The sequence below is a fragment of the Bacteroides timonensis genome, assembly GCF_000513195.1.
GTDB lineage: Bacteria > Bacteroidota > Bacteroidia > Bacteroidales > Bacteroidaceae > Bacteroides > Bacteroides timonensis.
Genome location: NZ_CBVI010000150.1, coordinates 1 through 13,013, shown reverse-complemented (window position 1 = coordinate 13,013; position 13,013 = coordinate 1). Strand labels below are relative to the sequence as shown.

Below are 13,013 nucleotides of genomic sequence, written 5' to 3'. Positions count from 1 at the left end.
TTTAACTTCTTACTGACGCGGCTGCGCAGAATAGTTAAGTTTCAATGCATAAGCTTTACGAAGAGCTTCTTTGATATCTGTTACGATACCCATTTTCGTATCTTGGTCTACTTTCAAAGAAACAGTCATCTGCGGTTGATCTTCTTCCTTCATACTGGCACGTTCACCAATAATATAATCTTGGATTTCAGCAACTTCAGCATAGCTGTCGTTCAATTGGATACGACTTTCATTACCCAGTTTCTTACGGAACTCAGCTGTAGGCTTTCCTACATAGATAAACGTAACCAAAGATTTCTTTTCCAGTTTTTCCAACTCAGTAGCTTGCGGAACCTTAAACTCAACCTTTAATGTTACCTCACGCATTGTTGTTACAATCATAAAGAAGAACAACAAAGTAAAGATAAGGTCAGGCAGAGAAGAAGTATTCAACGCAGGCATTTCGCGTTTACCAGTCTTATTAAATTTTCCCATTACTTCTTTTCTCCGTACTTTTTAGGTTCTGCCTCAGAGATCTTCTGAGGATATACATCACGAATTGCTTTTTGCTCGTCTTCGCCCAAAGCTGCATAGTTCTTTCCAAATTTTTCCTGAGCTAATTCATCTCTCAACTCATTATAAGCAGCTACCAATTCGTTCTGAACTGCTAAGTATGCTTTATAGGAAGAACCACGGTCACAACGCAAAGAAACTACATGCTTTTCCGTAATCTGCATAGTCCCGAAGAAAGGAATGTCTTTCGCATGCTTTTCCGGTTTAGACTCATCATTATACGGGTTGGCAATGAATTCTTTTGCTTTATCTCTCAACTGATCTATACTAACATATTCTCCACTACACATCAACTGGTCGTTCATGTTCAGGAAGACTGTCATTACGTTACGCTCCTTAACCTTATCCGAATCGTCCTTCTTTTGGTCTTGTTCGGGTGGTGGCGGCAAACGTCTTGCCAAACCACGGTCCGTATCCATAGAAGTCGTAATCAAGAAGAAGATTAACAATAGGAAAGCGATATCCGCTGTAGAACTTGAGTTTATATCAGGAACTTTTCTTTTTCCTTTTGCCATTGTAATTACTCCATTAGATTGAGTTCCCTCAATCGATTATGATAATTTCTTTTTAATACTACTGAAAAGCATTGCAAGAACCGTTGCTCCCAGTAAGAAATAAATAGTATACAGGAACATGTCAGTAACCTTCAACCAGAACGGAACATTATCTGTTCCACTATAACCTGGTATATTCATCTGTTCTCCACTACCCATAGACCAAGCAACGATCATTACAATAACCAGTAAAATAACACCTACCAGTGATTTCAGAGCTTTTACAGGATTATCTTTTAATGCGCTACCAAACTGCAAAATAAAACCAGCTACCATTGCAATAACAGTCAAAACAAACAAACCATACATTAAGTATAGCAGACTATCTGTCTGTGCAGGTTGCCACATTTCGGGGTCAACACCTATCAGTTTTGCATCGCCCTGAGCATCTCCACCAAAGTAGAATAAGCCCAATACCACTAAAATAGCAGCGAACAAAACATACAGTACATAATATGATACTCTATATGATAATTTAGCCATTTCTCTTATTTTTTGTATTTCAAGTTATATTTGATAACCATGTCCAACAGAGTGATAGAAGAGTCTTCCATTTCGCTGGTCAAAGCCTCAATCTTAGACAGGATATAGTTATAGAATACCTGCAGAATCAAAGCAACGATCAAACCGAAGATAGTTGTAATCAAGGCAACTTTCATACCACCTGCTACAACCGTCGGAGAAATATCACCTACTTGTTGGATCTTATCAAATGCCTGCACCATACCGATTACAGTACCCAAGAATCCCAAAGACGGAGCCATTGCGATGAACAGCGTAATCCAAGAACAACCTTTTTCCAGATAACCAGCTTGTACACCACCATAAGATACGACTGACTTCTCAACTACGTCAAGACCTTGATCGATTCTCAATAAGCCTTGGTAATAAATAGAAGCGATAGGACCTCTTGTACTACGTGCGATGTCTTTAGCAGCTTCTACGTCGCCTTTTTCCAAAGCAGCTTCAATAGCAGCCAAGAACTTCTTTGTGTTGATTTCAGCTAAGCTCAAATAAATGATACGTTCAATACAGAATGCAAGACCGATAACCAAAGCAATAGCAACCAAACTCATGAAAGATGCAGTACCTTCAATAAACTTAGTTTTAATTTCCTTGTGAATACCGCCTTCTTCTGCTTCTACAGTAGCATCACCGGCAGGAGCCGCCTGAGCTGCAGGAGCAGCTTGTTCTGTTTGTTCCGCTGCAGGAGCATCTTGAGCCTGAGCAAGTTGAGTTGAGCCAAATGTTAAGACTCCCATCACAGCAACAATTGCAAATAACTTTTTCATTGTGTGTCTAATTTTTAAGATTAATTAATTAATTTGTTTATTATATTCATTTATTGTTTTTGTTTTTTCTTTCATCCTGCGGAGAGACGGGGATTCGAACCCCGGATACCCTTTAGAGGTATACACGCTTTCCAGGCGTGCCTCTTCAACCACTCGAGCATCTCTCCAATAGAGGCCTCTTTCAAAAACGGCTGCAAATTACAAAAAAAATGCGAACCACAAGCGTTTTCAGCTACAAATGTATTCTTTTTTTCGTTCTTGCCCTTCATTCTCCCCGTTTTATCTTTAATAAAATCTCAAAATTAATAAACTTTAAAATCTTTCCGATGTTATTTGAGCATTCCAAACACTTTTAAAGCGTTTTCCGAAGTAACGTCTCCAACAGCCTCAGGAGACATCCCGTAAATTTCAGAAACCTTCATCAAAGTATCCTTCACATAGGCACTTTCATTCCTCCTACCACGATTCGGAACTGGAGTCAGATAAGGAGAATCTGTTTCAAGAACAATCTTTTCTAATGGTATTCCTGCCAAAATTTCCGGAAGGTGGGACTTCTTAAAAGTAACCACACCATTAATTCCAATGAAGAAATCGGAAAACTCCAATACGCGGGTGGCTTCTTCTGCCGTTCCTGTAAAGCTATGAAATATTCCTCTTAAAGGAGTCTTTTTGTAAGGTTCCAGCACCTTATATATATAATCAAAGGCATCCCGGCAATGGATTACTACAGGAAGATCATATTCCAAAGCCCAGTTGACTTGTTTATCCAGTACTATTTGCTGCTCTTTCAGGTAAGTTTTGTCCCAATAAAGATCCATGCCGATCTCCCCTATAGCAACATATTCCTTAGAAAACTTCAATTCGCGAGCAACTATTTCCAATTCTTTTTCATAATTGGCATTGACAGAAGTAGGATGCAAACCAATCATAGGAAAACAGTATCCTTTATAAACGCTACAGGCTGACAGCATTGCTTCAATAGTCGTACTGTCAATATTGGGCATAAATATATGAGTAACTCCGGCAGCACGTGCACGCTCAATAACCTGTGGGAAATCCTCTGAAAACTCCTCCAAAAAAAGATGGGAATGTGTATCTATCAATCTCATTCGTTTACTTTTTCTATTCGTTTCTCACCAGTACGATAATAATAAATCAGCCCGTAATCACGGCATAATTCCAATCGTTTTTCATTGGAAGCAACATCTTCAAACTTTTTTTCCACCTGATTCCATATATCCAAGATCAATTCATCTGCAGTAGTTCGCATAGCAGAAAGAGAATCTAAACTACGGGCAGTTAAAGCCTGCAAATTTTTCTGTCGATCATAACTATCTGTAAAAATATCATAATGAACTCTAACCTTCGCAATAGTAGGATTATAAATAGGAATCCCCCCTTGAGAAGTCCGCTTGGTTTCTCCATCTATAATTTTTCGCCCCCACTCCACCAAGGCTGCCTCCGTCGATAAATCCGGTACATTTGAACTATCAGCCGGCAAACCATAATAAGATTTATGGGCTGCACGCACTTCCGAGCGAATAACAGCCAGGTTCAATACCTGAATGAAATGAGAGATATACAGACGAGCCATCTTAACATTGGCCTGATGCTTACGCCCTGCTTGCGACTGACGTTCAAAGCACTGGGCATAATACGATTGGGCAGCTTCAAATCTCATCAAGAAATTCCGGGCTTCAGTCAACGTCTTTAAAGAAACTGCCAAATCATAGAGGTTATGGGTATCAGTTTTTGCAACCACTGCTTTCAGTGCCCGTATTCTCGCCTGGTCTGTATTTGGTAATCTTCTATAAGGCATAGTTACAAAAAAGTACAGTTAAACTTCTCTGTGTATCAAATTTTCTATTATCTTTTTCAGTTCTTCTTTTTTTTCTTCTGCAATACTAACAGCTGCAAGGCTTTCCATTGCCCGGTTGCTATATTCCAATATCTTATTTTCGCAAACTGCTTTTACACCAATCCGGTCATACAGTTCCGTCACAGCTGCAATTTTCTCTGCCGGCTGGAAAGTCTCTGCGTTTATCCAGCTATTCAACTGGTTATGCTGATCCGCATTCGCATGCTCCAATGCTTTAATCAGCATATATGTTTTTTTATTACAGAGAATATCCCCACCTATATTTTTTCCAAACACTTTAGCATTGCCATATACATCCAGCAAATCATCTTTCAACTGGAAGGCAACACCTATATGCATACCAAAATCATATAAACGATCAGCGTCTTCTACCGAAGCGCCCCCCAAACGAGCTCCAATCTTCAGACTCGCCGCCAACAACACGGCAGTTTTCAGACGAATCATCTCCAGATATTCTTCTGCAGTTACATCATTCCTCTGCTCAAACTCCATATCCATTTGCTGGCCTTCACAAATTTCAAGTGCCGTCAAACTGAAAAGATCCATAACCTCTTTCAGAAAAGTCGAAGGACATTCTGCCATAAACTGATAAGCAAGCACCAACATCGCATCTCCCGAAAGGATAGCAGTATTATCATTCCAAACTTTGTGGACGGTTTCTTTTCCTCTACGGCGATCCGCACGATCCATCAAATCATCATGCAAAAGGGTATAATTATGATAAACTTCGATACCTGTGGCCGGAGCATAGATACGGGTCACGTCTTCCTTGTACAAATTGTAAGCCAGCAACATTAACACCGGGCGAATTCTTTTTCCACCCATAGATAATACATATTCTACCGGAGCATACAATCCTTTCGGAGTACGCGTAAATTGTAAGCCAGCAATATGAGAATTAAAATTTTCGAGAAGCTCGGAAGCTGTAAACATAATGATAGTAAATTTAGGAGAATAGTGGGAATAAAAAGAGGCTGCCCAAAAGCAGCCTCCTTTTTATATAGATAACGTATTACTGCAATCTAAACATTACAGGCACCGTATATTTAACGCGTACCGGTTTACCGCGCTGCATACCAGGTTTCCATTTCGGCATGGTACCAATCACACGAAGTGCTTCTTTATCCAGATACGGGTCAACACCTCTTATGACTTTGGCGTCTACAATACTACCGTCCTTGTTAACAACGAACTGTACTGTTACACGACCTTGCGTACCGTTTTCTTGTGCGATAGTCGGATATTTGATGTTCTTGCTCAAGAATTGCATCAAACCAGCCATACCACCATTCGGGAATTCAGGCATTTGTTCTACAACCTCAAAAATGGTTTGTTCTTCCGGTTCTTCTTCTACAACAGTTACAGGCACATATTTTACTTCTACTGCCTTACCTGTTTCTTCTGAAGAGGCGATAACTGTTTCTTCCACATCAGCATCATCCGCTACGATTTCCAACGTTTCGTTAATCGGAGCTACTTCAGGAGGAGGAGGAGCTACTTTTTCTTCCTGTTCAGTGATAGGAACCATTTCTTCTTCAAAATAGAGATCAGTAAGCGCCTGGCTTGTATCAATCTTGATATCGCGCTTCGTCCATTCAAATGCTATAAACATAAAGGCAAGCACAATAACATAACCAATAAGCATCCAAGTCGATTTCTTGTTCTCCAAATCTGCTTTAGGTGTTTTCTTAATTTCCATAATTATAATATTATTTTAACGTGTTTCTCATTTTGGGCAAATATAGTACTTTTTCCGCAAAACGTTCAGCCGTACTATCTTTTTTAAGACAATATGCACCCATTTTTGTTTTTTTTATCCTTCAGAAAGCACACCTGTGCTTTTGTGCCACAAATGTAACGAGATATTTTAAAAATACCGTATCTTTGGCAATAATTTTAAATGAAATGTTGAAAAAGTCATTTATAACGGCGCTACTACTCCTGATTTTCTCCGTTTTACGTGCACAAGACGGAACCAGCGCCTTTCAATTTCTGAAACTCCCTTTTTCTGCCCATGCATCAGCATTGGGTGGAGAAAACATTTCTATTATAGAAGATGATTTGACTATGGCTGTCCAGAATCCGGCCCTTCTTTCCTGCGTAGCGGATAAGACTCTCAACTTGAATTACATGCTTTACATGAATGGTGTCAACGTTGGTGGAGCCGCATTTGCACGTACTGCCGGTGAGCGTTCCACCTGGGCAATAACCGCACAATATGTAGACTATGGGGAGCTTAAAGAAACGACTGAAGAAAATATTGAAACCGGAACTTTCTCCGCCAAAGATATCTCTATATCGGGTATTTATACCTATGATTTAAGTGATTATTGGAGTGGAGGTGTACGCACCAATTTCATTTACTCCCACTATGATAAATATTCTTCATTTGCTATCGGCATCGATCTGGGATTAAACTACTATCATCAGGAGTCCGATTTTTCCGCCTCGCTCGTTGCACGCAACCTGGGAGGACAGCTTAAAGCCTTTGAGGAACGGCATGAGAAATTACCTGTTGATGTACAACTGGGGTTCAGCAAACGATTGTCACATGCTCCGTTCCGGCTTTCCCTTACCCTACATGACCTCACACACTGGAGTGCCTCAACCACAGCGGCAAACAATTTCGGAAAGAAATTGTTAAATCATATTGCCCTTGGTATTGACTTCCTACCAACCAACAACTTTTATCTGGCAGCCGGATATAATTTCCGCCGCGGAGAAGAAATGAAAATAAACGGTTCCAGTCATTGGGCAGGTTTCACCTGTGGTACAGGTATTCAATTAAAGCGGTTGAAACTGGGAATGGCATACGCCAAATATCATGTGAGTTCATCCTCACTTATTTTTAATTTATCATATACCTTATAATATATAATAACATAACTCAAATATGAAAAAGATAACTATTGCAATCGACGGCTTTTCCTCTTGCGGAAAAAGTACTATGGCAAAAGACCTTGCCCGTGAAATAGGTTACATCTACATCGATAGTGGTGCCATGTACCGTGCAGTCACTTTATACAGTATAGAAAACGATATCTTTCAGAGAAATGACATCGATACGGAAAGACTTCGAAAAGAAATAGATAATATCCATATCTCCTTTCAATTAAACCCTGAGACCGGGCGTCCGGATACTTATCTGAACGGAGTAAATGTAGAAAATAAAATCCGCAGCATGGAAGTTTCTTCCCATGTCAGTCCCATTGCAACTTTAGGGTTTGTACGCGAAGCAATGGTAGCACAGCAACAAGCAATGGGCAATTCCAAAGGTATTGTCATGGATGGACGTGATATCGGAACTACGGTTTTTCCAGATGCTGAACTAAAAATATTTGTAACGGCCACGCCCGAAATCCGTGCACAACGTCGCTATGATGAATTAAAGGCCAAAGGACAAGAAGCCAGTTTTGATGAAATACTTGAGAACGTAAAGCAACGGGATTATATCGATCAGAATAGGGAAGTAAGCCCCCTTCGCAAAGCAGATGACGCATTGTTGTTGGACAATACTGACATGACTATTCCTCAACAAAAGGAATGGTTGCAAGAGCAATTCAATAAGATCGTTAAGAGATAAAGGAAAAAGGGTGTAGCCATATGCCGTAAAAGGTGTAGCCATCCAAGACAAAGGGTGTAGCCTTGGACCGTAAAGGGTGTAGCCCTTCCAAAGGTCTGTTTACAATCTCTATATCAACATATTATATTATGGTAAAAGTAGAAATAGATGAAGGTTCCGGCTTCTGCTTCGGTGTAGTCACTGCAATAAATAAAGCTGAAGAAGAGCTAGCCAATGGAGGCACTTTATATTGCCTGGGAGATATCGTGCACAATAGCCGTGAAGTGGAGCGCCTGAAAGAGATGGGCCTCATCACTATCAATCATGATGACTTTAATCATTTGCACGATGCCAAAGTTTTGCTGCGTGCCCATGGAGAACCGCCCGAAACTTATGAAATTGCCCGCCGCAATAATATTGAAATCATTGATGCCACTTGCCCGGTAGTACTCCGCTTACAAAAGAAAATCAAGCAAGAATATACTCAAAAAGATACCGAGGACAAACAAATCGTTATCTATGGAAAAACCGGCCATGCGGAAGTCCTTGGTTTAGTAGGACAAACTACCGGAGAAGCAATTGTCATAGAAAAGTTGGAAGAAGCTAAAAAACTGGATTTCACCAGAAGCATCCGTTTATATTCGCAGACAACAAAGTCATTGGACGAATTCCAGAAAATCGTAGAATATATCAAAGAACATATCTCGCCTGATGTCACATTCGAATATTATGACACCATCTGCCGACAAGTAGCCAATCGAATTCCGAACATACGGAAATTTGCCGCTTCGCACGACCTGGTATTCTTTGTGAGTGGCAAGAAAAGTTCCAACGGAAAAATGTTGTTCAGCGAATGCAAAAAAGTCAACCCAAATTCCCACTTGATAGACAGTGCTGAAGAGATAGACAGTTCTCTGCTTACCGGAGCTTCCTCTATCGGAGTATGTGGAGCAACCTCCACTCCCAAATGGCTGATGGAAGAAATTTCTAAGACCATTCAATCGCGACTTACAGGACAATAAGTCACCGTTTTGAAACAACAAATTAACGTTAAATATGAATCACGCCCTCAGCTTTTTGCTATCTTTGCGTCGATTATTTAAACCAAACTAAAAGATTGTTATGGGAACAGTTAAGTGCATAGGTATTTTGACATCCGGTGGCGATGCACCGGGAATGAACGCTGCTATTCGTGCGGTAACACGTGCTGCTATTTACAACGGATTACAAGTAAAAGGTATATATAGAGGTTACAGAGGTCTGGTAACCGGTGAAATCAAAGAATTCAAAAGCCAGAACGTAAGTAATATTATACAATTAGGTGGTACTATCCTGAAAACAGCTCGTTGTCAGGAGTTCACTACTCCCGAAGGACGTCAGATTGCATATGATAATATGAAGAAAGAAGGCATTGATGCCTTGGTTATCATTGGTGGTGACGGTTCATTGACGGGTGCACGTATTTTCGCACAAGAGTTTGATGTACCTTGTATCGGATTACCCGGTACTATCGACAATGACTTGTACGGAACAGATACGACTATCGGTTATGATACAGCATTGAATACCATTCTGGACGCTGTGGATAAAATTCGCGATACGGCAACTTCTCACGAACGCTTGTTCTTTGTGGAAGTAATGGGACGTGATGCCGGCTTCCTAGCTTTGAACGGTGCTATTGCCTCAGGTGCAGAGGCCGCTATCATTCCGGAGTTCAGTACGGAAGTCGATCAACTGGAAGAATTCATCAAAAACGGTTTCCGCAAATCCAAGAACAGCAGTATTGTAATTGTTGCGGAAAGCGAACTGACAGGCGGAGCCATGCACTTTGCAGAGCGTGTGAAGAATGAATATCCTCAATACGATGTACGTGTTACCATCCTTGGCCACTTGCAGCGCGGTGGAAGTCCTACCGCTCACGACCGTATCCTTGCCAGCCGACTCGGCGCGGCAGCTATCGATGCCATCATGGAAGGACAACGCAACGTAATGATCGGTATTGAGCATGACGAAGTGGTATACGTTCCTTTCACAAAAGCTATAAAGAATGATAAGCCAATCAAGAAAGACTTGGTAAATGTATTGAGAGAACTCTCTATTTAATTAGAATATAGTGAAATATACAAAAGCGCGGATGAAATTCATCCGCGCTTTTGCATTATAGCCATTTTGCAACAATTTCTTCTGTCTTATCCCATAGTTCCTTCATCTGTACATGATGAAAGAATTTCTCTGAGAGCTGTTTAGGATGGCAACTTACATTCAATGTCCCGGTACGTTTTCCCGCATCTTCATCCAGCAACAAACTGATGGCTGTCGCTGCTCCCTGACGAGGTGTACGTATGAAAGGGCGGAAAAAGATATCCGTCAACGGATCAAACCACATATGCATCGTAATGATTTTGGTGGAAACAATACCCGGATCAGCTGCATTGACAATAATTCCTTTTTCTTTCACCTTCTTCGATAGAGCTATTGTAAACAGAGTCAATGCCAACTTCGTATTACTATAAATCGGAATACGCCAGAAAGCGCCTTTCTTTCCACGCAAAAAGAAGTCAGGAAAATCCAGTCTACCAATGGCATAAGTACAGGATACCATATTTACAATCCGGCTTCCCTCTCCCATCAGTGGTAACAATTTACGAGTCAATAAATAAGGAGCTACATAATTGACACTCACCGTACGTTCCAATCCATCTTCGGTAATACGACGTTTCGTTTCCATAGTGCCGGCATTGTTCATCAACAAGGTAATAGCTTCTCCACGCTCAAGAAGTTCATTGGCAAAAGAAGCCGTGGAAGATAAAGAAGCGAGATTGACCGGTACTATTTCCAACGCTATATTTCCTGTTTCCCGCATTATTAACTGACGTTTCTCTTCTGCGATTTCCGGATCACGACACGCCATAATGACTTTATATCCGGCGGCGGCAACAGCGCGTGTAATCTCCATTCCCATACCGCCATCTGCTCCAGTTATAACTGCAAGTTTCTGTTTCATTATCCTTTTGCTTCTATTTTTGTAATTTCCCGCTTCAAGCCGGCCGGAAGTTCTTCATTCAAGTGTTGATGACATGCCATCTCAATGGAATACATCCGGGCAATACAATAATTGCTATGCTTACAATTGCAGCGCGCTTTCTCTTCTTCACGCATGCGGTTGACAAAACCCGGTTCATTAAGCAGGGCACGTGCCATCTGCACGGCTTCAAAACCATCATTCAGTACTTCATCTATTTTCTCACGCGAAACCAAACCACCTACATACACCAATGGCATCTTAATTTCTGCCCGGAACTTCAACGCATCTTCCAAGAAATAAGCCTCCTTGAAAGGAACGGTCGGTATCATCCATTTCCCTACCATTCGCACTCCATACTTCAGCCACCAGCAATTCATATAATGAGTCATAGAATGTATAGGCATCTGACCACGCATCACATACATAGGAGCCTTACTTACAAAGCCTCCACTTAGTACCAATGCATGAGCTCCCGATTGCTCCAGGCGCTTTGCCACCTGCATAGTCTCATCCATTTCCATCCCACCACGGAAACCATCGCGCATATTCATTTTTACCAATACAGCCAGGTCGGTTCCGGCAGCTTTCATCACTTCCTCCATCACCATGTCCATAAAACGCATCCGATTCTCCAAGGGCCCACCAAAGCAGTCCTTACGCCGATTGGTATAAGGAGAAAGGAACTGAGAAATCAAATATCCGTGCCCGGCGTGTATTTCAACGGCATCAAAACCAGCTTCACGAGCCAGATTCACAGCACGACCGTACGCACGTGCCATCTCAGGCAGTTCCTCTTTCTTCAAGCCACGAACAAAAGTAGGTGAGTAAAGATTGAAACCGGTGGAAGCTCCGACAGGAGTAACACCACAGATGCTTTTGTGCGACATATTGCCGCAATGTCCCAACTGGATAGCCGCAGCAGCACCTTCGGCATGTACAGCATCAGTCAGTTTTTTTAATCCGGGGATAATTTCAGGCCGCATCCACAATTGGCGGTCGAACGACAAACCACTTTGGGTGACAGCTGCATAGGCCACAGTAGTCATTCCAACACCGCCAGCCGCAACTGAACGATGATAGTCAAGCAACATTTGCGAAGGGGCATTACCCGGACACATACTTTCAAATGCCGCTGAGCGGATGGTACGATTCCGCAAAGTCAGCGAGCCAAAAGTTACAGGAGTAAATAACTTGCTCATGAGTATTATTAATGATTTGTGATTTATAAGTGAGAGAAATTAATATAGGAACGGAAAAACACGTTTCCGGTTTCCTACCGCATCTCCAAATTCTTCTTTATAGCGATGCCAGATAGCATTAGCACGAGGAACCAGGTTAGCCACTGTCCACCATAGGAAAACCAGTCCGGAAAGCGACCATGTCAATATAGCCCATCCTGCCCATTCTATAATTTCACCAAAGTAATTGGCAGAGGTGACATAACGATACATCCCCTGCGATGGCAGATAATGCTGCGTATCTCCCGGTTTACGAAGATGGCGGATTACATAATCCGAATACCAGTTGATTCCCATTCCGGTGAAGAACAGCAATACTCCAAGAATAAACTGTGGAGTCTTCAGCCAGTCCGGCATATAAAGAGTTTCAGGAGCCAGATAAAAGAGCCACTCTCCTTGCATAAAGCCATTCAGGAGGTTGAACAACATTCCCATCATCATAATAGCAAGCGGCATACGGCTTTTCCCCTTCAGCAGGAAAGGAAACACAAAGGCGCGCTGGAAATAATGCAATTGAAATAAGAGAAAGAAAATTAAAGGAACAATTGAATTATATCGTGCTGAATTCCACCAAAGTAATAACATCACAATAAACACAGGTGCCTCCATCAGCATCCACGCCAACTTATTATTGATAGAAATGCCCCAAGATGCAGTTCGGAACATTCCATATCCCGCTTTGACAAAATAAAGTGCAATAAAAACAAACAGTGCGATGATGCTCATTGCACCAAGAAATAGCTGAAAAGTCCCTTGTTCCATACTTGTTTCGATTTAAGTATGGGCAAAGATATATAAAAAGGGGAGAAAAAGAAAACTTCCTCGCCCTAATTAGTTTACAAATATGTTAGCAAATTATTTCATAAATATAGGGTTATGAACAAAGAGTGATAAGGCGGTAAGGTGATAGG

Annotated in this window: 15 protein-coding genes and 1 tRNA gene; 4 read left to right on the top strand and 12 right to left on the bottom strand. The window is 41.4% G+C overall.

The genetic code is table 11. From position 1 onward, the window contains the following. Positions 1 to 9: 9 nt before the first annotated feature. From BN161_RS25655 to BN161_RS25615, 9 genes are all read right to left on the bottom strand, one after another. Positions 10 to 474 carry an ExbD/TolR family protein gene (locus tag BN161_RS25655; RefSeq protein WP_007210400.1) on the bottom strand — a complete coding sequence of 155 codons (465 nt, stop codon included), beginning with the start codon at positions 472 to 474 and terminating at the stop codon, positions 10 to 12. Beyond that, positions 474 to 1,067: an ExbD/TolR family protein gene (locus tag BN161_RS25650; RefSeq protein ID WP_044271720.1), complete on the bottom strand. Its 594-nt coding sequence runs from the start codon at positions 1,065 to 1,067 to the stop codon at positions 474 to 476. Before BN161_RS25650 ends, BN161_RS25655 begins: the two co-directional genes overlap by 1 nt. Before the next feature lie 36 nt (positions 1,068 to 1,103). Beyond that, positions 1,104 to 1,589 (bottom strand): hypothetical protein, encoded by a 486-nt coding sequence (locus BN161_RS25645; RefSeq protein WP_044271719.1) that lies wholly within the window; start codon positions 1,587 to 1,589, stop codon positions 1,104 to 1,106. Positions 1,590 to 1,594: 5 nt separating this feature from the next. Then, positions 1,595 to 2,398: a MotA/TolQ/ExbB proton channel family protein gene (locus tag BN161_RS25640; RefSeq protein ID WP_007210397.1), complete on the bottom strand. Its 804-nt coding sequence runs from the start codon at positions 2,396 to 2,398 to the stop codon at positions 1,595 to 1,597. A gap of 79 nt (positions 2,399 to 2,477) precedes the next feature. Next, positions 2,478 to 2,565: transfer RNA gene (locus tag BN161_RS25635), tRNA-Ser, on the bottom strand. Between the two features lie 162 nt (positions 2,566 to 2,727). Beyond that, entirely contained in the window at positions 2,728 to 3,507 is a 780-nt protein-coding gene (locus BN161_RS25630; RefSeq protein ID WP_044271717.1) for a TatD family hydrolase, read from the bottom strand. Beyond that, positions 3,504 to 4,217, bottom strand: a complete 714-nt coding sequence (locus BN161_RS25625) for a hypothetical protein (protein WP_044271716.1) — start codon at positions 4,215 to 4,217, stop codon at positions 3,504 to 3,506. Before BN161_RS25625 ends, BN161_RS25630 begins: the two co-directional genes overlap by 4 nt. Before the next feature lie 18 nt (positions 4,218 to 4,235). Further along, positions 4,236 to 5,210: a polyprenyl synthetase family protein gene (locus tag BN161_RS25620; protein WP_007210394.1), complete on the bottom strand. Its 975-nt coding sequence runs from the start codon at positions 5,208 to 5,210 to the stop codon at positions 4,236 to 4,238. Positions 5,211 to 5,289: 79 nt separating this feature from the next. Then, complete coding sequence (locus tag BN161_RS25615) at positions 5,290 to 5,976, bottom strand: energy transducer TonB (RefSeq protein ID WP_007210393.1); 687 nt, start codon at positions 5,974 to 5,976, stop codon at positions 5,290 to 5,292. 206 nt (positions 5,977 to 6,182) lie between these two features. On the opposite strand from BN161_RS25615, the gene porQ reads away from it, so the two are divergent. The 4 genes from porQ to pfkA all read left to right on the top strand — a co-directional run bounded on the left by porQ (position 6,183) and on the right by pfkA (position 9,942). Further along, positions 6,183 to 7,148, top strand: a complete 966-nt coding sequence (porQ, locus tag BN161_RS25610; RefSeq protein ID WP_044271714.1) for a type IX secretion system protein PorQ — start codon at positions 6,183 to 6,185, stop codon at positions 7,146 to 7,148. A gap of 22 nt (positions 7,149 to 7,170) precedes the next feature. Next, complete coding sequence (cmk, locus tag BN161_RS25605) at positions 7,171 to 7,860, top strand: (d)CMP kinase (RefSeq protein WP_044271712.1); 690 nt, start codon at positions 7,171 to 7,173, stop codon at positions 7,858 to 7,860. A 128-nt stretch (positions 7,861 to 7,988) separates the two neighbouring features. Further along, complete coding sequence (locus BN161_RS25600; protein ID WP_044271710.1) at positions 7,989 to 8,861, top strand: 4-hydroxy-3-methylbut-2-enyl diphosphate reductase; 873 nt, start codon at positions 7,989 to 7,991, stop codon at positions 8,859 to 8,861. 100 nt (positions 8,862 to 8,961) lie between these two features. Beyond that, complete coding sequence (gene pfkA / locus BN161_RS25595) at positions 8,962 to 9,942, top strand: 6-phosphofructokinase (protein WP_007659890.1); 981 nt, start codon at positions 8,962 to 8,964, stop codon at positions 9,940 to 9,942. A gap of 55 nt (positions 9,943 to 9,997) precedes the next feature. Here the strand turns inward: pfkA and BN161_RS25590 are convergent, their stop codons facing one another. From BN161_RS25590 to BN161_RS25580, 3 genes are read right to left on the bottom strand one after another with little or no spacing between them, the layout of a single operon-like run. Further along, positions 9,998 to 10,843, bottom strand: coding sequence for an SDR family oxidoreductase (locus BN161_RS25590; protein WP_044271707.1), 846 nt, complete (start codon positions 10,841 to 10,843; stop codon positions 9,998 to 10,000). Next, positions 10,843 to 12,063 carry an NADH:flavin oxidoreductase gene (locus BN161_RS25585; RefSeq protein ID WP_044271705.1) on the bottom strand — a complete coding sequence of 407 codons (1,221 nt, stop codon included), beginning with the start codon at positions 12,061 to 12,063 and terminating at the stop codon, positions 10,843 to 10,845. Before BN161_RS25585 ends, BN161_RS25590 begins: the two co-directional genes overlap by 1 nt. A 39-nt stretch (positions 12,064 to 12,102) precedes the next feature. After that, positions 12,103 to 12,864, bottom strand: a complete 762-nt coding sequence (locus tag BN161_RS25580; protein ID WP_044271702.1) for a methyltransferase — start codon at positions 12,862 to 12,864, stop codon at positions 12,103 to 12,105. Positions 12,865 to 13,013: the final 149 nt, after the last annotated feature.

Coding starts and splice junctions, on each gene's coding strand:
- BN161_RS25645 (WP_044271719.1), bottom strand. CDS start 1,589: ATGGCTAAATTATCATATAGAGTATCATATTATGTACTGTATGTTTTG.
- BN161_RS25590 (WP_044271707.1), bottom strand. CDS start 10,843: ATGAAACAGAAACTTGCAGTTATAACTGGAGCAGATGGCGGTATGGGA.
- pfkA (WP_007659890.1), top strand. CDS start 8,962: ATGGGAACAGTTAAGTGCATAGGTATTTTGACATCCGGTGGCGATGCA.
- BN161_RS25630 (WP_044271717.1), bottom strand. CDS start 3,507: ATGAGATTGATAGATACACATTCCCATCTTTTTTTGGAGGAGTTTTCA.
- porQ (WP_044271714.1), top strand. CDS start 6,183: ATGTTGAAAAAGTCATTTATAACGGCGCTACTACTCCTGATTTTCTCC.
- BN161_RS25580 (WP_044271702.1), bottom strand. CDS start 12,864: ATGGAACAAGGGACTTTTCAGCTATTTCTTGGTGCAATGAGCATCATC.
- BN161_RS25600 (WP_044271710.1), top strand. CDS start 7,989: ATGGTAAAAGTAGAAATAGATGAAGGTTCCGGCTTCTGCTTCGGTGTA.
- BN161_RS25655 (WP_007210400.1), bottom strand. CDS start 474: ATGGGAAAATTTAATAAGACTGGTAAACGCGAAATGCCTGCGTTGAAT.
- BN161_RS25625 (WP_044271716.1), bottom strand. CDS start 4,217: ATGCCTTATAGAAGATTACCAAATACAGACCAGGCGAGAATACGGGCA.
- BN161_RS25650 (WP_044271720.1), bottom strand. CDS start 1,067: ATGGCAAAAGGAAAAAGAAAAGTTCCTGATATAAACTCAAGTTCTACA.
- BN161_RS25640 (WP_007210397.1), bottom strand. CDS start 2,398: ATGAAAAAGTTATTTGCAATTGTTGCTGTGATGGGAGTCTTAACATTT.
- BN161_RS25585 (WP_044271705.1), bottom strand. CDS start 12,063: ATGAGCAAGTTATTTACTCCTGTAACTTTTGGCTCGCTGACTTTGCGG.
- cmk (WP_044271712.1), top strand. CDS start 7,171: ATGAAAAAGATAACTATTGCAATCGACGGCTTTTCCTCTTGCGGAAAA.
- BN161_RS25615 (WP_007210393.1), bottom strand. CDS start 5,976: ATGGAAATTAAGAAAACACCTAAAGCAGATTTGGAGAACAAGAAATCG.
- BN161_RS25620 (WP_007210394.1), bottom strand. CDS start 5,210: ATGTTTACAGCTTCCGAGCTTCTCGAAAATTTTAATTCTCATATTGCT.